This window comes from Streptomyces virginiae (assembly GCF_000720455.1).
Taxonomy (GTDB): Bacteria; Actinomycetota; Actinomycetes; order Streptomycetales; family Streptomycetaceae; genus Streptomyces; species Streptomyces virginiae.
Genome location: NZ_JOAK01000014.1, coordinates 114,227 through 133,407 on the forward strand (window position 1 = coordinate 114,227; position 19,181 = coordinate 133,407).

General features: G+C 74.0%; 15 protein-coding genes. 8 read left to right on the forward strand and 7 right to left on the reverse strand.

What is annotated here, in order from left to right; genetic code table 11:
• Nucleotides 1-219 precede the first annotated feature (219 nt).
• Together IG86_RS0121580 and IG86_RS0121585 are read left to right on the forward strand one after the other, a co-directional pair.
• Nucleotides 220-1,899, forward strand: coding sequence for a PucR family transcriptional regulator (locus IG86_RS0121580; protein WP_030898833.1), 1,680 nt, complete (start codon nucleotides 220-222; stop codon nucleotides 1,897-1,899).
• Nucleotides 1,900-2,064: 165 nt separating this feature from the next.
• On the forward strand, nucleotides 2,065-2,871 hold the full coding sequence (locus IG86_RS0121585) for a hypothetical protein (protein ID WP_030826331.1): 807 nt from the start codon (nucleotides 2,065-2,067) through the stop codon (nucleotides 2,869-2,871).
• Between the two features lie 138 nt (nucleotides 2,872-3,009).
• On the opposite strand, the gene IG86_RS0121590 is transcribed toward IG86_RS0121585, so the two are convergent.
• Nucleotides 3,010-3,669 carry a GntR family transcriptional regulator gene (locus tag IG86_RS0121590; protein ID WP_037942813.1) on the reverse strand — a complete coding sequence of 220 codons (660 nt, stop codon included), beginning with the start codon at nucleotides 3,667-3,669 and terminating at the stop codon, nucleotides 3,010-3,012.
• Between the two features lie 130 nt (nucleotides 3,670-3,799).
• On the opposite strand from IG86_RS0121590, the gene IG86_RS0121595 reads away from it, so the two are divergent.
• Both IG86_RS0121595 and IG86_RS0121600 read left to right on the forward strand, forming a co-directional pair.
• Nucleotides 3,800-4,660, forward strand: coding sequence for a (2Fe-2S)-binding protein (locus tag IG86_RS0121595; RefSeq protein WP_030898839.1), 861 nt, complete (start codon nucleotides 3,800-3,802; stop codon nucleotides 4,658-4,660).
• 198 nt (nucleotides 4,661-4,858) lie between these two features.
• Complete coding sequence (locus IG86_RS0121600) at nucleotides 4,859-5,917, forward strand: DUF2637 domain-containing protein (RefSeq protein WP_030826340.1); 1,059 nt, start codon at nucleotides 4,859-4,861, stop codon at nucleotides 5,915-5,917.
• Between the two features lie 42 nt (nucleotides 5,918-5,959).
• On the opposite strand, the gene IG86_RS0121605 is transcribed toward IG86_RS0121600, so the two are convergent.
• The 4 genes from IG86_RS0121605 to IG86_RS0121620 form a co-directional block, all read right to left on the reverse strand.
• On the reverse strand, nucleotides 5,960-6,517 hold the full coding sequence (locus tag IG86_RS0121605; RefSeq protein ID WP_078848213.1) for an ATP-binding protein: 558 nt from the start codon (nucleotides 6,515-6,517) through the stop codon (nucleotides 5,960-5,962).
• 31 nt (nucleotides 6,518-6,548) lie between these two features.
• Nucleotides 6,549-8,291 carry a pyruvate dehydrogenase gene (locus IG86_RS0121610; RefSeq protein ID WP_030898842.1) on the reverse strand — a complete coding sequence of 581 codons (1,743 nt, stop codon included), beginning with the start codon at nucleotides 8,289-8,291 and terminating at the stop codon, nucleotides 6,549-6,551.
• A 28-nt stretch (nucleotides 8,292-8,319) separates the two neighbouring features.
• Nucleotides 8,320-10,224 (reverse strand): protein phosphatase 2C domain-containing protein, encoded by a 1,905-nt coding sequence (locus IG86_RS0121615; protein ID WP_030898844.1) that lies wholly within the window; start codon nucleotides 10,222-10,224, stop codon nucleotides 8,320-8,322.
• A 102-nt stretch (nucleotides 10,225-10,326) separates the two neighbouring features.
• On the reverse strand, nucleotides 10,327-14,097 hold the full coding sequence (locus tag IG86_RS0121620; RefSeq protein WP_030898847.1) for a S8 family peptidase: 3,771 nt from the start codon (nucleotides 14,095-14,097) through the stop codon (nucleotides 10,327-10,329).
• A gap of 198 nt (nucleotides 14,098-14,295) precedes the next feature.
• Here IG86_RS0121620 and IG86_RS0121625 point away from each other — a divergent pair, with 198 nt between their 5' ends.
• A complete protein-coding gene (locus IG86_RS0121625) occupies nucleotides 14,296-15,273 on the forward strand; it encodes a helix-turn-helix domain-containing protein (protein ID WP_030826364.1) in 978 nt (325 codons plus the stop codon).
• Nucleotides 15,274-15,297: 24 nt separating this feature from the next.
• Nucleotides 15,298-15,780, forward strand: a complete 483-nt coding sequence (locus IG86_RS0121630) for a DUF456 domain-containing protein (RefSeq protein WP_030826365.1) — start codon at nucleotides 15,298-15,300, stop codon at nucleotides 15,778-15,780.
• A gap of 24 nt (nucleotides 15,781-15,804) precedes the next feature.
• Here IG86_RS0121630 and IG86_RS0121635 read toward each other — a convergent pair whose 3' ends face one another.
• Complete coding sequence (locus IG86_RS0121635) at nucleotides 15,805-16,272, reverse strand: hypothetical protein (RefSeq protein WP_234316045.1); 468 nt, start codon at nucleotides 16,270-16,272, stop codon at nucleotides 15,805-15,807.
• A gap of 12 nt (nucleotides 16,273-16,284) precedes the next feature.
• Here IG86_RS0121635 and IG86_RS0121640 point away from each other — a divergent pair, with 12 nt between their 5' ends.
• Nucleotides 16,285-16,902 (forward strand): GNAT family N-acetyltransferase, encoded by a 618-nt coding sequence (locus IG86_RS0121640; RefSeq protein WP_030898852.1) that lies wholly within the window; start codon nucleotides 16,285-16,287, stop codon nucleotides 16,900-16,902.
• Nucleotides 16,903-17,038: 136 nt separating this feature from the next.
• Nucleotides 17,039-17,191 carry a zinc ribbon-containing protein gene (locus IG86_RS43030; RefSeq protein ID WP_157854858.1) on the forward strand — a complete coding sequence of 51 codons (153 nt, stop codon included), beginning with the start codon at nucleotides 17,039-17,041 and terminating at the stop codon, nucleotides 17,189-17,191.
• A gap of 86 nt (nucleotides 17,192-17,277) precedes the next feature.
• Here the strand turns inward: IG86_RS43030 and IG86_RS40580 are convergent, their stop codons facing one another.
• On the reverse strand, nucleotides 17,278-18,930 hold the full coding sequence (locus IG86_RS40580) for a hypothetical protein (protein ID WP_157854859.1): 1,653 nt from the start codon (nucleotides 18,928-18,930) through the stop codon (nucleotides 17,278-17,280).
• Between the last annotated feature and the right edge of the window lie 251 nt (nucleotides 18,931-19,181).

A 19,181-nucleotide genomic window follows, 5' to 3' on the forward strand; every position in this document is an offset into this window, starting at 1 on the left:
TCAAGCCAGGAGGCCTAAGGGCCCTCGACTGGTCGTTCACGTGCTGTTAACGCGGTGTGGACTCAGTACACAAGCCGCCCGTCCCTCGGGTGCAGTCACCGAAACCATGAAGGAGTTGGCTGACGGCCTCCCTCGTCTTGTAGATTCGTATGAAAGGCAGGATGCGACGACCTGCCCGATTTCCAACGGCAACATTCGAGACAGATCGGCGGCGACATCATGCGGCTGCGCGCACTGCTGGAGACCGAGGCGCTGGGGCTGCGGCTGCTCGGCGGCGAGGACGAACTCGACCGTACGGTCCGCGGGGTCATGACGACCGACCTGCGTGATCCCAGCCGGTACCTGTCCGGGGGCGAACTCGTCCTCACTGGCCTGGCCTGGAGGCGAAATTCAGCCGACTCCGAGCCGTTCGTACGAATCCTCGCGAGCGCCGGCGTCGCGGGGCTCGCCGCGGGCGAGGCGGAGCTGGGTGACATCCCGGACGACCTCGTATCGGCCTGTGTGCGCAACCGGCTGCCGCTGTTCGCCGTGAACGAGGACGTTGCATTCGCCACGATCACCGAGTACGTCGTACGGCAGGTCTCGGGCGAGCGCGCCGGGGATCTGGCGGCCGTCGTGGACCGGCACCGCCGCCTGATGACATCGGGTCCGGCGGGTGGCGGCCCCGACGTGGTGCTGGATCTCCTCACCACCGACCTCGACCTCCGGGCCTGGGTGCTGTCCCCCACCGGCCGGCAGATCGCCGGGGCGGGCGAGCCACTGGCGCCGGGCATCTGTGCGGCGCTGGCGGGCGAGCACCTAGGGGCGGTCCGGACGGGCCGCAGAGGGCCGCACCGGATCTCCATCCAGGGTATTACCTACTCGCTCTTCCCGATCAGGGGACACGGGCGCGGCGCGGCCGGCCCGGCCGCCCGCGACGTGCGCGAGACCGTGCTCTCCGACTGGCTGCTGGCCGTCGAGGCCGACGCCGGCGACTGGCCGGCCGAGCGCCTTGACCTGCTGCAGGGCGTCACCCAGCTGATCGCCGTGGAGCGCGACCGGCGCGACGCCGCCCGTACCGTGCGCCGCCGCCTCGCACAGGAGGTCCTGGAGCTGGTCCAGACGGGTGCCCCGCCCGCCGAGATCGCCGCCCGTCTGCGGGTGGCCGCCCCGGTGCTGCTGCCCGGGCTGGGCGCCGCCCCGCACTGGCAGGTCGTCGTGGCCCGGGTGGACTGGGAGAACGGGGACATCCCCGGCGGCCCGGTGGCCCAGTCGCTGCTGGAGGAGATCCTCGTCGACCCGTCGGTCTCGGGACCGGAGCCGTCCGACCGGATCGCGGTGGCCCACGCGGGTGACGAGGCCATCGCGCTCGTGCCGCTGCCCTCGCTCGCCGGGGACGCCGGCGAGGACAAGGGCCCGGACTCGGCCCTGCACGCCGACGAGCTGCTCGCGGTCGTACGGGAGCCCCTGGCGGCCGGCCTGGCCGACGACGGCCGGCTCACGCTGGGCGTCAGCGCGGCGGTGCACTCCGCCGAGGGGCTGCGCGGGGCGCTGGAGGAGGCCCGGCACGCCCGCCGGGTCGCGGCGGCCCGTCCGGGCCGGGTCTGCGCCGCGGGCCACCACGAGCTGGCCTCGCACGTGCTGCTGCTGCCGTTCGTCCCGGACGACGTGCGCCGCGCCTTCACGGCCCGGCTGCTGGACCCGCTGCGGGACTACGACCGGCGCCACCGCGCGGAGCTGATCCCGACCCTGGAGGCCTTCCTGGACTGCGACGGCTCCTGGACCCGCTGCGCGACCCGGTTGCACCTGCACGTCAACACCCTGCGCTACCGGGTCGGGCGAATCGAGCAGTTGACGGCGCGGGACCTTTCCCGGCTGGAGGACAAGCTCGACTTCTTCCTGGCACTGCGCATGAGCTGAGGAGATCCTCTCCGCCACCGGCCGCGCAATGGCCGGCGGCGCTGATGATCCGTCCGGACTTTGTGAAAGAGTTCACCCGACCCCTTGGCCGGAGCCTGCGATCCGTGCTCTCATTTCGCCCCAGGGCTCAACCATGTGCTGCTTGATTGCTTCGGGGAGGGCAATGTGGCGGATACCGCCATGTCGGGTGCCGGTTCCACCGGGGGAGACGACCCCCTCCAGCGGGCGATATGGCGGCTGCGCTCGCGCGGCTGTTGGACCGACGCGGCGGCTCTGCTGACGCCTCACGTCGGCAAGGCCGGCCAGGCGGCCGCCGCCGTGCAGCGGACCGCGCTGCTGGTCGAGCGGTGCCTGTTCACCGGCCAGGGCTGGGCCGAGGCCGAGGACGCGCTGCGGGTCGCCGAGGCGGTCGCCCAGGACGACGACGACCGGGGCGCGGCGGCGTGCGAGCGGGGCCAGCTGGCCTACGCCGCGACCGTGCTCGGCGTACGCGACCGGGCCGACGAGGCCCGTTCCGCACTGGGCAGGGCCGCGGCCCTGCTGTCACCGGGTTCCCGGACCCGTCCGCTGCTGGACTTCCGCCGCGGCCTGGTCGCCGAGCACCTGGCGGACGCCCCGCAGTCGGCGCGGCCGGCGTACCACCGCGCCCACGCGGGGGCCGAGGCCCATGGCGACACCCTGCTGCTGTCCTTCACCTGGCGGCACCTGGCGGCGCTGGCCCTGCGGGACGGCGAGGTCGCCGAGGCCCGCAAGGGCTTCGCGGAGTCGCTGCGGATCCGGGAGGACCTGGGCTTCCTGATCGGCACGGCCCCGGCGCTGGCGGCACTGGCCGAGGCCGAGCCGGAACCGGAAGCCACCCGCCTGCGCGCGGAGGCCCGCCGCCTGTTCCACCTCCTGGGCGGCATCCCGACCTGGCTGGCGGACCAGCTCCACCCGACGGCCACCACCCCGGCCCCCTCCCCCGCGGCGTAACGGCGTTCGTCCGTCCGCGGGACGACCCGGCCCCGCCGCCGTCCACGGCGCGGGGTCCGGGGCGGAGCCCCGAGGCGCCGGTCCGTCCGGGCGGTCAGGATCGGGTCCGGGCAGGGCCCGGTGGGAACCGCCCGTGGGTCAGGAGCCGGCGAAGTGTTCGCGGACCAGGGATTCCACCACCGGGAGGTCCCCGGCGATCAGGGCCTCCAGCAGCGCCGAGTGCTCGGCGGCGTCGGCGACGAGACCGGCGCGCCGGACCCGCGCAGCGCCCGGCAGGGGCCACTGGGCCCGGCGGTGGAGTTCCTCCGCCACCTGCACCAGCTGGTCGTTGCCGGCCAGCCGCAGCACCGCCCGGTGGAAGGCCCGGTCCGCCTCCGCGTACCCCGGCAGGTCACCCGCCGCGGCCGCCTCGGCCGTGGCGGCCACCGCGGGGCGCAGGGCCTGCCAGTCGGCCTCCGGCACGGTGCGGGCCAGCCGCAGCATGACGGGCACTTCGAGGAGGGCCCGGACCTCCGCCAGCTCGGCGCGTTCCCGCGCGGTGCGCGACAGGACGCGGAAGCCCCGGTTCGGCAGGCATTCCACGGCTCCCTCGGCGGCCAGCTGCTGCATCGCCTCGCGTACGGGGGTGGCGGAGACCCCGAAGCGTTCGCCCAGCGCCGGGCCCGAGTAGATCTCCCCGGGCACGAGCTCACCGTCGACCAGGGCGGCGCGCAGCGCGTCGAGGACCTGTCCGCGCACCGAATGGCGCAGCACCTTCCGTTTTTGTGCCGGTACCCGGGCGTGGGCCGTTTCGTGCACTCGGTCCTCCTGGCGGGTTTCGACCTGTCCCGAGAATAGGTGACGCGCCGGGCCACGGGTGGGTGCGGATCGATCGGAGTCAGGTAAGGTAAGGCTAACCTGTTAACGATCGTGTGATCGGTGGACCGTCATGACCGTCTCGGCCCTTCCGGCTGTCGCCCCCGCCCCGCCCGGCTCTGCGGTGGCGGACGCGTATGCCCGGCTGGCCGACGCGTACGGCGGACTGCGGGTCGACGAGCGGGCCGCGCACGAGCCCTCCCCTCGCGGTGCGGGGTGGGTCGGCGCGGACGAGCTGGCGGCCGGCGGGGCCGCCCTGGACGCCTTCCTCGCCTGGGACGACGCCCAGGTCCTGAGGGACTACGGCACCCAGGCGCGCCTCGACGTGGTCGCGGGCTTCGGGCTGCACCGGTACGCGTGGCCCGCCTGCCTGCTGATCACGCTGCCGTGGTTCCTCGACCGGCGGGTCCCCCGGCTCCCGGTCTCCGAGGTCGCCTTCCACCGGACCCACGGCCGGATGACCGTGCACGTCGAAAGCTTCGCCTGCCTGCCGGACGACCCGGCGGCCGTCCTCCCCGGGGCCCGGGTCGTACCCGACGAGGAGGCGCTGCGCGACGAGGTGCGGACTGCGGTGGCCCAGCACCTCGGAGCCGTGCTGGACGGTTTCGGCCCGCGCATGCGGCGCGGCCGCCGCGCCCTGTGGGGCATGGTGACGGACGAGGTCGTCGAAAGCCTCTGGTACGTCGGCCACCTGCTCGGCGAGGAGCGGCGGGCGATGGCCGAACTGGAGGCGCTGCTGCCCGGCTCGACGGCCCCGTACACCGGGGGCGCCGGCTTCCGCACGCTCTCGGGCCCCGACGGCCGGGAGCTGCCCACCCGGGACCGGGCCAGCTGCTGCTTCTTCTACACGATCCGGCCGGAGGACACCTGCGTCACCTGCCCCCGCACCTGCGACGCGGACCGCGTCACGCGCCTGACGGCGGACGCCGCCTAACCCACCCTTAGAGGTGGCCGTAATCGAACACAACTCGGGCCGCACGGCCGTCAGTTCGAGATACAACACCCTATCCGGCGGGCCCCGCCCCCCGATGGCGTCCACTTGCCCCGAAACCCGCGTGCACCGCGCACCGCCTGCGCCACTATGGCGCCCGGAAAGCCGCACAGCCGCATACGCGAGGCAAGGGACATCCGCATGAGACTGACCGACATATCGCTGGACTGGCTGCTGCCCGGCAGCCTGCTGATCCTGGGCGTACTTGCGGCGGTTGCGGTACTGGCACGGGGCAAGCGCGAGAGCGAGAAGGCCGCGGCCGACGACAGCTGGGAACGCAGCGAGGAGCGGCGGCGGCGCAAGGAGGCCGTCTACGGGACGGCCTCGTACGTCCTGCTCTTCTGCTGCGCGGCGGTGGCCGCTGCGCTCTCCTTCCACGGGCTGGTCGGCTTCGGCCGGCAGAACCTCAACCTCTCCGGGGGCTGGGAGTACCTGGTGCCCTTCGGCCTCGACGGCGCCGCCATGTTCTGCTCGGTGCTCGCCGTCCGCGAAGCCAGCCACGGTGACGCGGCCCTCGGTTCGCGCATGCTGGTCTGGCTGTTCGCGGGCGCGGCCGCCTGGTTCAACTGGGTGCACGCTCCGCGCGGCCTGGGGCACGACGGCGCTCCGCAGTTCTTCGCGGGGATGTCGCTCTCGGCGGCCGTCCTGTTCGACCGTGCCCTGAAGCAGACCCGCCGGGCGGCGCTGCGCGAACAGGGCCTGATCCCGCGGCCGTTGCCGCAGATCCGGATGGTCCGCTGGCTGCGGGCCCCCCGGGAGACCTTCGGCGCGTGGTCCCTCATGCTGCTGGAGGGGGTGCGCACCCTCGACGAGGCCGTGGACGAGGTGCGCGAGGACAAGAAGGAGCGGGAGGCGGACCGGCACCGCAGGCGCGACCAGAACCGGCTCGACCGGGCGCGCATCAAGGCGCTGGGCCGGCAGAACCGGGCGTTCGGGCGGTCCCGCGGCCGCCAGGTCGAGCTTCCGGAACTGACGCAGGGAGCGGGCTCCGCGCCGGTCGGCGCGGAGCCGGCCATACCGGATTCGGGACAGCTGCCGCTACGCCGCCGGCCCTCCCTGCAGGCCGTCAACCACACCGAATCCACTGACGTGACCGGCGCCCGGACGGTGGACCTCACCGCCGAGGACGACACCCAGACCATTCCCCGGCTGGACTCGCTGGAGCGCAAACTGAAGGACCTGGAGCAGCAGTTCGGCTGACCGGTCCCGATGTGAAGGGGACACCCCGCAGGGCCCGCCCGTTCAGGCGGGCCCTGCGGCGTACGGGGCCTCGTGGCGCCCGTCGAGTTCGAACCACACCACCTTGCCGGCGCCCAGGGCGAGCGCGTCCACCCCCCAGTCGTCGGCCAGCGCCTCCACCAGCACCAGTCCCCGGCCGTGCGTACCGTCGTCGGCGGTCGGTACGTACGGCCGGGGCCGGCGTGCGGCGTGGTCGCGGACCTCCACCCGTAACCGTGCGGCGGTGAGACTCGCGGACACCTCTGCGCCGCGGTCGGTGTGGACGAGGGCGTTCGTGACGAGTTCCGTGATCAGCAGTTCGGCCACGTCCGTGGCCTCGGTCCGGCACCGGTGGCGCATCAGCTCCCTGAGGGCCCGCCGGACTTCGCCCACCGCCTTCAGGTCGGCGCGCCGCACGCTCCGGCTGATGCGCAGCGTGTCCACGGCTTCCCCGTCCTCGGCCGTGGACGGTTCGCGCGGTACCGGCGCCCCTCTCCTCCACAGCTTCCCCGTCTTCGCCCCCACCCGCACGGCGGTGTCCCTCCCGTGTCCGTTGCTCTCGAACAGGCCTACGGGATGCATGCCCTCCGGGCGGATCCGCACTCCTGCGGGCTTACGGCCGGGGCACGTTGCGGAGGTTGGATCGAGCCATCTGGATCATCCGGCCCACCCCGCCGTCGAGCACGATCTTGCTGGCGGACAGTGCGAATCCGGTCACCATTTCGGCGCTGATCTTCGGTGGAATCGACAGGGCGTTGGGGTCGGTCACCACGTCCACCAGAGCGGGTCCGCGATGCCGGAAAGCGTCCTTCAAAGCACCGGTGAGCTGCTTGGGCTTCTCCACGCGGACCCCGTAGGCACCCGCCGCGCGGGCGATCGCGGCGAAGTCCGGGTTCTTGTTCTGCGTCCCGTAGGAGGGAAGGCCGGAAACCAGCATCTCCAACTCGACCATACCGAGCGATGAGTTGTTGAAGAGGACCACTTTGACGGGCAGGTCGTACTGCACCAGGGTGAGGAAATCTCCCATCAGCATGGAGAAACCGCCGTCACCCGACATCGACACCACTTGACGGCCGCGGTCGGTGAACTGTGCGCCGATCGCCTGCGGGAGGGCGTTGGCCATCGAGCCGTGGCTGAAGGACCCGATGATGCGCCGTCTGCCGTTCGGGGAAAGATAGCGTGCCGCCCACACATTGCACATGCCCGTGTCGACCGTGAACACCGCGTCCTCGTCGGCGAGTTCGTCGAGGACCGAGGCCACGTACTCGGGGTGGATCGGCGTGTGCTTCTCCACCTTGCGGGTGTAGGCCCTGACCACCCCCTCCAGGGCGTCCGCGTGCTTCTTCAGCATCCGGTCCAGGAAGCGGCGGTCCGTCTTGGTCCGCACCCGGGCGTTCAGGGCGCGCAGGGTCTCCCGTACGTCGCCCCACACGGCCAGGTCGAGCTGGGAACGCCGCCCCAGGTGTTCGGGGCGGATGTCCACCTGGACGATCTTCACGTCGTCGGGCAGGAAGGCGTTGTACGGGAAGTCCGTGCCGAGCAGGATCAGCAGGTCGCACTCGTGGGTGGCCTCGTAGGCCGCGCCGTAGCCGAGCAGCCCGCTCATGCCGACGTCGTAGGGGTTGTCGTACTGGATCCATTCCTTGCCGCGCAGGGCGTGCCCGACGGGGGCCTTGACGCGGCCGGCGAACTCCATCACCTCGGCGTGCGCCCCGGCCGTGCCGCTGCCGCAGAAGAGCGTGACCCGGTCGGCCTCGTCGACGAGGCGGACCAGCTTCTCGATCTCGCCGTCGCCGGGGCGCACCGTCGGCCGGGCGGTGACGAGGGCGTGCTCCACCGCCTTCTCCGGGGCGGGCCGAGCGGCGATGTCCCCCGGCAGCGCCACCACGCTCACCCCGCTGCGGCCGATGGCGTGCTGCACGGCGGTCTGGAGCAGCCGGGGCATCTGCTGCGGGTTGGAGATCAGCTCGCTGTAGTGGCTGCACTCGCGGAAGAGCTGGTCGGGGTGGGTCTCCTGGAAGTAGCCCAGGCCGATCTCGCCCGAGGGGATGTGCGAGGCCAGCGCGAGGACCGGGGCCATCGAGCGCTGGGCGTCGTACAGCCCGTTGATCAGGTGCAGGTTCCCCGGGCCGCAGGAGCCGGCGCAGGCGGCGAGGCGGCCGGTGATCTGGGCCTCGGCACCCGCCGCGAAGGCGGCCGTCTCCTCGTGGCGGACCTGGATCCACTCGATGTCGCCCGTCCGGCGGATCGCGTCCACCACGGGATTGAGGCTGTCGCCGACCACCCCGTACACACGGCGCACGCCGGCGCGCACGAGGATGTCGACGAACTGTTCCGCCACGCTCTGCTTGGCCATGCCTTCCATCCAGCCACGCCCGCGCCGGTTACGCCTCCCAGACTGCGGCGGCCGTGCGGTCGTCGGCGTAGCCCTTGAGGCGCAGCTGGGTGTCCGCGAGGAACGCGGCGAGGCCGGGCGGCTCCGGCTCGCCCCAGCGGGCGGCGAGCTCCGCCTGCAGGGCGGCCTCCTCCCGCATCGGCTCCGCTAGGCCGCCGGAGCACAGGAGCAGGGTGTCCCCGGGCCTGGCCAGGGAGGCGCGGAAGCGGAAGGGGCTGCCGGGCTCCCCGGGAGCCTCGTCGGATCCGTAGGCGGGCACGGGGGTCGGCGCGGGTGCGGCCGGGGCGGCGGGAACGGCCGGCTCCAGGTCCTGCCACTGGCCCGAACGGAGCCGGAAGAGTCCGCCCGCGCCGGCGCCGAAGCACACCCTCGTGCGGCATTCGGGGTCCACCGGGAGCAGCAGTCCGCGCAGTCCCGCCGTGTACGCCTCCTCCGCCAGCCCCAGCTCGGCGGCGCGGGCCCGCAGGCGTCCGTAGCCCCGGTCGGTGAGCCGCTGCAGGCCCGAGCGCAGGGCGTCGCGGCGGCCGGCCCGGATGTCGTCGGCCAGCCGGCCCTGGCTGCGGCCGACGGCCGCGGCGACCGTGCGGCACAGTTCGGCGGCGGCCTCGGCGGCGCCGGGCGCGGCCCGGTCCCCGCCGGCGAGGGCGACGAGGACGAGGGCGTCGTCGCCGCTGCCGAAGCGTGCGGTGAGGAGGAAGTCGCGGCGGGTCTCGCCCCGGTAGCGGGCGGAGTCGCCGCGCAGGGAGGCGGCCCGGAGGGTGTAGCCGCCGTAGCGGGCACCCTCCAGGACGGTGTCCGGGACCAGGCCGTCGAGGGCGGCCGGGTCCGCGGGCGGGAGCCCGCCCGGTTCGGCGGCGTACGTGGGTGCGCGGTCGCCGAGGTGGCGCACCTCGGGCCGCTGCTGCGGCGCCGCGGCCTCCGGGGCGGGCGCGCCGGCGGGTGCGCGTACCGGTTCCGGCGGGGGCGCGGGCTGCGGCACCTGCTCGGTGCGGTCTTCCGGGCGCGGCGCCTGGGCACGCCGGGTGGGCAGCTCCGGGCCGGGCGCCGGCGGCACCTCGACGCCCCCGAGGGCGTAGCCGGTGGCGCCGCCGGTGCGGGGATCGCGCGGCTGGGCCCCGTGCCAGGGCGGCGCCGGGGGCGGTGGCGGAACGTACCGCTCGCCGGGCGGCGCGGCGGCTTCCGGGGTGGGCGGCGCGGCCGGCGGTGGCGGCGGACCGTGGGGCGGTGCGGCGGGCGCGCCGGAAGGCACGCCCCGGGCCGGCGGCGGTGCGAGCGGACCGAACCCCGGGCCGGACGTGGCCCCTTCCACGGCGGGCGGTGCGGCGGGTGGCGCCGGCGGCGGACCGGGCCGCTCACCGGGCGACGGCACGTGCACGGCCGCATCGGGAGCCGCGGACGGAGCCGGCGGCGGGCCGTACGTCTCGCCGGGCAACGGCACCTGCGCCACCGGCTGGTCGAACCCCGGGCCCGGGGGCTGCGCCGGGACGCTCCGCCCGCCGGGCGGGGCCCCTTCCGCCGTGCGCGGCAGGGCGGGCGGCGCGGCCGGGGCCGCGGGCGGGCCGTCGGGGGCCGGGCGCGGCGCGGGGACCGGCCCCGCCGCCGGGGGGCGCGGGGGCTCCCGGCGGACCGCGTCGGGCAGCGGCGGCCGCGCGGGCAGGCCGGCGTCCGGCTCGGGGCGGGGGGCCGGCAATGGCCCGCGCCCCGGCCCGGGGCCGAACTCCGCCTCCCGTACCGGCTCGTGCGGCGCGGGGGGCGGCGCCTCGGCCGGGTCCGCCGTCACGCCCGCCACCGACCGGAACCGGTGGTCGAGGGTGTCCCCCGGGTCGGGTGCCGGCCCCGCGTCCGGGTCCTCGTAGAGCTTCTGCCACCAGTCGTCCGCGCCCTGCTGACTCATGCCCTCATTCTCGGCCTCCGGTGGGGGCCGAAAACGCCGAATGCACGAAAAGGGTCCACCGGGCCGCCGCCCGGTGGACCCCTTGCGTCCTGCTCGTACGGATCAGCGGACGTCGTACGCCCGCGCAGCCGTCTGGGTGACCGTGGCGCCCTTCGCGTCGGTCAGTTCGACCTTCAGCGAGACCTGCTTGCCGGAGGCTCCGGCGTGGTCGACGACCGCCGTCCAGGTGCCGCCGCGCTCGCTGACCTTCGCCTGCGTCCAGTGCTCACCGTCGTAGGAGTACGCCAGCGCCGCGGACTTCAGCGCGCCTGGCACGTAGCCCGCGTGCCCGGTGACGCCCAGCCCGATCGTCTGGCCGTCCGCCGCCGCGACGGTCTTCATGCCGTCCAGCGGGGCCGCGTACCTCGGGAAGAGGACCGGCAGGCCCTGCGAGTACGCCGACGCGTCGAGCTTCGAGGTGAAGCCCCAGGTCGTGCTGACCGAGGTGGACCGCTGCCAGGTGCGCGCGGGCGGGCCGATCTTCTCGATGGACTGGGTCAGTTCGTAGCGGCCCTCGTCGGCCGGGACCTCGAAGACCCCGAAGGGGTACCAGCTCTCCCCGATGACCTCGCCGTCGCGCCGGAGCCGGAGGTTGCCGATGTCTCCGAAGGAGCCGGGCTGCGCGGCATGGGCGCTGTCGCCCCACATGGCGGGCGCGAAGCCGATCAGGTTGCCCTGCCGCTCGGCGGCGAGGGTCTCCTTGCCGGCGGGGTCGCGCGGCGCGACCGGGCCGGTCACTCCGTCGTACCAAGCCGCCTTGGTCCTCGCGCCCTTGGCGTGGGTGCGCCGCTCGCCCGTCATGAACTCGCCCCAGGGGAAGCTGCTGGAGAGCAGCTGGTCCCAGGCCGTGTCACCGGCGGAGTAGAACTCGGTCCGCCTGCCGGGCGCGGCGACGGTCTCGATCCCGCCGAAGTACACCGCGCTGCCGATCGGCCGGTAGGCGCCGGCCATGTCGATGAAGTCGGCGGCCACGCCCATGGAGTTGTAGGTGGAGTCGACCCGGCCGAGGTCGCGGTCGCGCACCCGGTAGGTGCGGCTGCCCTTGATCTCCCCGGTCTCGGGGAGGGCGAGCGAGTAGACGTACGGGCTGTGCGCCGTGGCCTTCCAGGACAGTGTGACCTTGCCGGCGGCGAGCCTGGCCAGGAGCGCCTCGGCCTCGGCGGCCTCGATGGTCATGGTGGGCAGCGCGCCGCCCGCGTAGCCGGTGGAGGCCGTCCAGCGGCCCGGGGCCTCGCGGTGGGCGATGACCGCCTTGGCGCCTGCGGCCCTGGCGTTCTGCGCGACCTCGTGGAGGGCGCCGTCCACGGCCTTCACCAGGACGACGGCGTCCTTGGCGCCGGCCGCGGCGAGTTCCCCGGGGGTTGCGGAGCCGGCGTCGACGAGCGGGGCGCCGCCGGCGCCGTCGAGGTTGTCGCTGCCGGTGGAGGCGGTGATCGGGTGGAGGACCGGTCCTCCGGCGGCCTTGAGTTCGGAGATCAGCGGGGCGGCGGCCCGCCAGTATCCGGTGAACTCGAAGTCGCCGTCCTTCGCCCGGCCTTCGACGGAGGCGTAGAAGCCGCGGATGGTGCGGCCGCCCATGGCGGTCCCGGCGTGCAGCCAGGTGTCGTCCCAGCTGCGGGCGAACCCGAGGGTGGTGTTGCGGGCCTCGACGGGCCGGTCGGCCTCGATGGTCAGGCGTCCGGCCCTGCGGGCGTCGAGCACGACGGTCGTGTCCTTCTTCACCTCTGTCTGGGGGCGGCCGAGGTAGGTGAGGGAGTCGATCATCTCCGCGCCCTCGCCGGGGTCGGGGGTGGCGACGAAGGCGGAGAGGAAGTAGGCGCCGGGGCGGACCCGGTAGACCTGGTCGGTGGCGCCTTCGTTGAAGCGGCGTTCGCCGGAGGCGTCGTCGGTGCCGATCACGTCCAGCGAGGAGGGTCCGGCGGCGGGCCTGCCGGCCCGGTCGAGGAGCTTGACCCGCAGGGTCACCGTCTCGGGCTCGACGTACAGCGAGAAGGGGGTGGAGACGCGCACGCCGTCGGCCGTGGCGACGACCCGGCCGGTGACGTCGCCGTACTGGGCGCGATCCAGCTTCGCGGCCGGGTCGAGGGCGAGGGGCACCTTGACGGTGGCGCCGGGCGGGACGGTCACGGTGCGCCGGTCGAGCCGGGCGATCCGGCTGCGGACGGCGGAGCCGTCGTTGCCGGTGACCTTCTCGACGGCGAGGCGCAGGGTGACGGGGGTCTTGCCGGGGTTGGTGTACGGGACCTCGACGTCGCGGCGGTCGCTGCGGTCCTGCGGCCAGTCGTACGTGCCGCCCTGGACGGCGGGTGCGCCGGTGACGGTGGTGTCGAGGGCGGCCTTGACGTCGAGGCGGCCCGCGCCGGTCTCCCGTACGTCTCCGGGGACCTGGGTGTCGGCGGAGCCGACGAGGGCGGCCTTGATCTGCTGTCCGGTCCAGTCGGGGTGGCGCTGCTTGACGACGGCGGCGGCGCCCGCGACGTGCGGGGTGGCCATCGAGGTACCGGACATGGACTGGTAGGCGTACACGCCCCGGCCGCCCGCGGCGGCGGCGGAGATGCCGACGCCGGGTGCGGCGATCTCGGGCTTGAGGGTGTGCCCCGGACCGGCGGGGCCGCGGCTGGAGAAGGGGGCCGTGGTGTCGTCGCGGTCGACGGCGCCGACCGTCAGGACGCTCGGCGCGCAGCCGGGCGAGGAGACGGTGTTGTTGCCGGGGCCGGAGTTGCCCGCGGCGATCACGAAGAGCGGGCCCTGCCGGGAGAGCCGTTCGGCGGCTTCGGCGAGCGGGTCGTCGCAGGCGGTCTGCGAGGGGTCGCCGAGGCTCATGGAGACCACGTCGGCCTTGGCCGCGACGGCCCATTCCATGCCGGCGATGATCCACGAGTCGAGGCCGTAGCCCTGGTCGTCCAGGACCTTGCCGCTGAGCAGTTCCGCGCCGGGGGCGACGCCCTTCTTGGCGCCGCCGCTCTCGGCTCCGGAGCCGCCGACGGTGGAGATGGTGTGGGTGCCGTGGCCCTGCCGGTCGGTGTCGGTGTCGGAGTCGGTGAAGTTCTCGGAGGCGGAGACGCGGCCCTTGAGGTCGGGGTGCTCCAGATCGGTGCCGGTGTCGAGGACGGCGACCTTGGCGCCCTTGCCGTCGTATCCGGCGGCCCAGGCCGCGGTGGCGGCGACCTGCCGGGTGGAGCGCTCCAGGTTCGCCCGGACCCTGCCGTCCAGCCACAGCTTCTTCAGGGCGCCCGTGGCCGTGCGCGCGGTGGCGTCCGTACCGGTGACGTCGGACCAGAAGGCCGTGGCCTGCTCCTTGTCCGCGGAGAGGGCCACGGCGCCGATGGAGCCGAGGACGAGGGAGCGGTCGGCGCCTCGGGGCGCGGGCGGGGCGCTGCGCGCCACGTTCACGGATCCGTCGTAGACCGCGATGAGCGGCAGCTTCTTGGTGTGGGCGTCGTCGTAGCCCTGCCGGACGAGGCCGGTGACGTTGAAGAGTTCGTGGTCGACCCGGCCCGCGGCGAGCGCCGCGACCGCGGCCTCGGGGTACACGTACAGGTCCTCGCCGGACTGCCGCGTCTGTACGAGCGGCTGGGAGCCGTCCGCGTGCGGCATCGCGGTGGCGGCGGTGCGGCCGGACGCGTCGGTGGACACCAGGATCCGGTCACCGGTGACGAGGGTCACGGTGACGGGGGCGGTGGGCTGCTGTGCGGCCGCCCGGCTCCCGACGAGTGGTCTCTTCGCCGCTCCGGTCGCTGCGTCGGCCGGCTGCGCCGTCGACGGGCCGACGGCGGTGACGGCGAGGGCGGCCGCTGTGGCCGCCCCCATCGCCGTGCGCGATATCGGGCGCATCGCTCTCCCCAGTTGAATTCCGGCCAACTGCTGCATTGCACGGCAAAGCTGCCGCGCAAATGGCCTCTGGCCGGCGGATGTTGGTGCTGCGGTGGCGCAACCTTGGCAGAGGGGCGGGGGGTGCGGCGATGATGTCGGCGGCGGGTTTGCGCCGTGGCCGCTTCCCGCCAGGCGTCGTGTCGAAAGGTGGTGGACGGGTTGCTGGGTGCCATAGGCCTGGACGAGGGCCAGGAGTCCGCGTACCGCGCACTGGTGGCGCTGGGCGCGGCCGAGGTCCCCGACCTCGCGCACCGGCTGACCCTGCCTGTGCCGCAGACCGAACGGGCCCTGCGCCACCTGGAGCGGCACGGGCTGGCGGCACAGTCATCGGCGCGGCCGGGGCGCTGGGTGGCGGCCCCGCCGGGGGTCGCGCTCGGGGCCCTGCTGACCCAGCAGCGGCACGAGCTGGAGCAGGCGGAGCTGGCGGCGGCGCTGCTGGCGGAGGAGTACCGGGCGGAGGCCGCCGAACCGGCGGTGCACGACCTCGTGGAGGTGGTGCAGGGCGCGAGCGCGGTGGCGCACCGTTTCCACCAGCTCCAGCTGGGCGCCGAGAAGGAGGTGTGCGCGCTGGTCAGCGGCCGCCCCCAGGTGGTGACGGGTACGGACAACGAGGCGGAGGACCGGGCCTCGGTGCGCGGGGTGGACTACCGGGTGGTGATCGAGCGGGAGGTGCTGACCCTGCCCAGCGGGATCCGGGAGGCGTCGACGGCGCTGGCGCGGGGCGAGCAGGTCCGGGTGACGGCGGAGGTCCCGACGAAGCTGGTGATCGCGGACCGGACCCTCGCCATGGTCCCGCTGACGGCGCGCGGCGCGGAGCCGGCGGCGCTGGTGGTGCACGCGTCCGGGCTGCTGGAGTCCCTGACGGGGCTGTTCGAGGCGGTGTGGCGGGAGTCGCTGCCGCTGAGGCTGGGCGCCGCCGGTGCGGCGGAGGAGGCCGGGGGCATCCCCGACGCCACGGATCTGGAGATCCTGTCGCTGCTGCTGGCGGGGATGACGGACGCGAGCGTGGCCAAGCACCTGGAGCTCGGGCTGCGGACGGTGCAGCGGCGGGTCAAGGGGCTGATGGAGCTGTCGGGGGTGACGACCCGGCTGCAGCTGGGCTGGCACGCGTACGAACGTGGCTGGGTGGCCCGGTAGCCACCGGTCGGGCACGCTGGGCGGGTGGACGTGCCGCAGCTGCTCCTGGTGGGTCTGGTGCTGCTGCTCGGGCTGGTCGGGGTACTGGTTCCGGGTGTGCCGGGGACCTGGCTGGTGTGGGCGGGGCTGATGTGGTGGGCGCTGCACGAGCGGTCGGCGCTGGCGTGGTCGCTGCTGGTCGCGGCGACGGCCCTGCTGCTGGTGGTCCAGGTGGTGAAGTGGCAGCTGCCGCCGCGGCGCCCCCGCGGGCTGCCGGTCACCCCCCGGACGGGGGTGTTCGCGGGCGCGGGTGCGCTACTGGGCTTCGTGGTGCTCCCGGTGGTGGGGGCGATCCCGGGCTTCGTGGGCGGCGTCTACCTGTGCGAGCGGCTCCGTCTGGGCGGGCACGGCGAGGCGTGGGCGTCGACGCGTGCGGTGATGCGCGCGGTGGGCACGAGCGTGCTGGTGGAACTGTTCGCGTGCCTGCTGGTGGTGGGGGCGTGGGTGGGCGCGGTGTCGGCGGACTAGCGCGAAGTGGCGCGCCGGCCCCGATCAGGGGATCTCGTCGCGCAGGAACGGGCGCAGGGCTCCGAGCAGCGCGCCGACGCAGGTGTCGCGCAGCTCGGCGCGCGTACAGGTCTCGGCGGTGAGCCAGTCCAGGCAGAGCACCCGGACGAACACCAGCCAGCTCTTGAGTACCGCGGCCACGGCCGCCCGTACGGAGTCGTCCGGGATCGGGAGGACGTCGAGGAGCCGGGTCCGCAGGACGCCGAGTTCCCAGTCGATGATCGTCTGGACCACCGGATCGCCGGCCAGCACGCGGTTCGCCGCGAGGACCGTGTTGCGGTGGGCGACGAAGTAGTCCAGGTGCACGTCGAGCCCGTCTTCGAGCTGGCCGAGCAGGTCACCGGACCGGTCGAGCGGCACCTGTTCGAGCAGGCGGATCGAACTGGTCCTGCCTCCGCTGTACTTCCTGCTGGCCGACGCCGACGAGAGGGCCCACCCGCCGGTCAAGATCATCAACGGTGCAGAATGACCCGTATGCCCATGACGAACGCTCCCAAGACGGCAACGATCGACGATGCCCGCATGGTCGGCCGCACCCTGGCCGCCGCCTTCGACGACGACCCGATGATGCGCTGGTTCTTCCCCGACGACGCTTCTCGCGAGGCGGGGCTGAGCCGCTACTTCACCACGCTGTTCACCCGGCAGTACGTCCACCACGGCGTGTGCGAGCGCACCGACGCCGCGGCCTCCTTCTGGGTGGCGCCGGAAGGGCGGGGGAAGGCCGTGCCCGACGCGGAGACCGTCCAGGAGCTCCAGGACATCCTGGGCGACCGGGCCGGGCTGTTCCGCGAGGCCGTCGAGGAGGCCGTGAAGCACGCCCCGACCGAGCCGCACTGGTACCTGGCGGTGGTCGGCGCCGACCCCGCCGCCCGCGGCCAGGGACACGGGGCGGCCCTGCTGCGCTCGGGGCTGGCCCAGGCCGACGCGGCGGGCCTGCCGGTCTACCTGGAGTCCTCCAAGCCCGACAACCTGCCCTTCTACGAGCACTTCGGCTTCACCGTGCTCGGGGAGGCGCGGCTCCCCGGCGGCGGCCCGGTCCTGTGGGCGATGCGCCGCGCGCCGCGCACCCCGGCCGGGGCCTGACACCACGCCCGGTGCCGGCCGCGGCCGGCCCGGCACCGGGCGTGGTGGCCGGGGGCGTGGACACGGTCCCGTGAGCGGGGGCTACGCTCGAAGTCCTTGAGGCCTGCCGCCGTCACCGTCCCGCCGGGGAGCCGCCATGGACACGCCCGTACCGGACCCGCCCGCCGAGCCGGTGGACGACGCCGGCGAGCCGGCCTGCCTGTTGCACCTCGTCTGCGACGCATGCGGAGGACTCGACCCAGGCCGCGCCACTCCCGACTGCCCGCGCTGCGGCGCCCCGTTCCCCTAGGCGTCCCCCCAACGGGCGGCGCCCCGGGAGGCGGACCGCTGGGGTCCGTTCCCGGGGCGCCGTGTCGTGCGGGCCGTGCCGGTGGATCAGTTCGTCTGGTAGACGCCGAAGATGTCGACCACGAGGTCGATGTCGTCCCAGCCTCGGTTCCAGAAGTCGACGATGCCGTTGTTGCCCATGCCCGCCTGGACCAGGTTCGGGACGGTCTCGGACCGCTTCCAGTTCAGGTTCGAGGAGTTGGGCGGGGTGGGCCAGCTGTCCCAGCCGCCCTCGTAGGCGCTCAGCGTGTTCGGGTCCGGGGAGACCGTGAGGTACCCCTCGCCCCGGGTGTTGGTGACGGTGGTGTTCAGCACGTAGGCCGTGTTGGCCGGGCGCGTGGTGGACAGCGGCATGTAGATGTAGCCCTGGCCCCCCAGCGGGCCCCACGCCCAGTCCGAGCTGTCACGGGTGTCGAGCAGACGCTCCGGGACGAAGGGCAGGTAGGCGCCCCGGCTGCCGACGCGGTAGTAGCCGACGACGTCGACGATGACGTCGGTGCCGTTCCAGGCGCCGTTGCGGAAGTTGACCGAGCCGTCGGGGCCGACCGGCACGATCACCGAGTTGGCGACCGTCTGGCCGGCGCGGAAGTTCACGTTGGACGTGATCGGGACACTGCCCCCGCTGGGGAACACCGTCAGGTGGCCGGCCTCGCGCGGGTTCGTGACCGTGACGTTCAGCGCGACCGCCGTGGCGTCGTCCGGGATGCCGTCCCGGCCGGCGAACTTGGTGCCGAAGGTGGCCTGCCCGCGGACCTGGCCCTGGGCGGTGCCCGTGCCGTTGCGGGTGTCGACGAAGCGCGACGGGTTGATCGGGGTGTAGCCGCTGGACGTCGTCCGGGTGAAGTAGCCGGTGACGTCGGCGATCAGGTCGACCGACTCCCAGCCGCCGTTGTACAGGTCGACGTAGCCGTTCTTGTCGACCGGCACGATCACCAGGTTCGGGACGGTCTGCCCCTTGGCGAAGTTGACGTTCGACGTGTTCGGACGCTCGCTGCCCTCGGGCCAGACCGTGACGTGACCGGCGCTGTTGGTGTTGGTGGCGGTGACGTTGAGCACCACGGCGGTGACCCCGGTGGGGATGTCGCCGTTGCCGGAGATCCTCACCCGGGTGGTGCCGTACGCGGGGATCTTGGCCTTCGGCCCGCCCGTGCCGTTGCGGGTGTCCAGGAGACGGGTCGGCTTGTACGGCGTGAAGTCGGATCCCGGCGTGACGACGGCGAGCGAGTTGCTGCCCCGCTCACCCGTACCGTCCTTCAGGGTGACCTTGATCGTGTAGGCGCCGATCTCCGAGTAGGAGTGGGCCACGGTCTGGTTGGTGGGACCGTAGGTGTCGAACACGTCGTAGCTGCCGTCGCCCCACTCGATGAACGCCGAGATCTGGGCGTCCGGGTCGATGCTGACGGCGAGGCTCAGGCTGATCCCGCGGGCGCTGGTGCCCTTGGCGGACAGGCCGACCGTCGGCTCCGAGGCGGCGCTCCCCTGCGCCTGCGCCTCGCCCTTGCCGGCGGGCCGGACCGTGCGCTCGGCGGCGCTCGTGAAGGTGCTGAAGTTCGGCGCCGCGGCCTTGCCGAGGTCCGCGTCCGGAGCGCTCACCCCGTGCGCGTCGGGCTTGGCCGGACCGTCGGCCTGGGCCGTGCCAGGTACCAGACCTACGCCGGCCGCGATGACGGCGGCGGAAACTATGAGTCGGCGATTGCGCACCGGCCCCCCATTTTCTGTTGATGCTTGAACGGGTTCGAAAGCCCGCCCAGAGTACACAGGGAACGGGCGGGTTGATCACCCAATATCGGGGTGCCAACGACCGGCCCGGGCCCGGCCCAGGTCAGGACCCGGGTGCCGGCCCAGGTCACGGCCCAGGTCCGGCGGCCGATGCGGGTGGCGCGCCCCGGCCGCGTCCACCGTGGCGCCCGCGGCTGTCCCTGGTCGTGGACGACCTGGTGAGCACCCGGCCG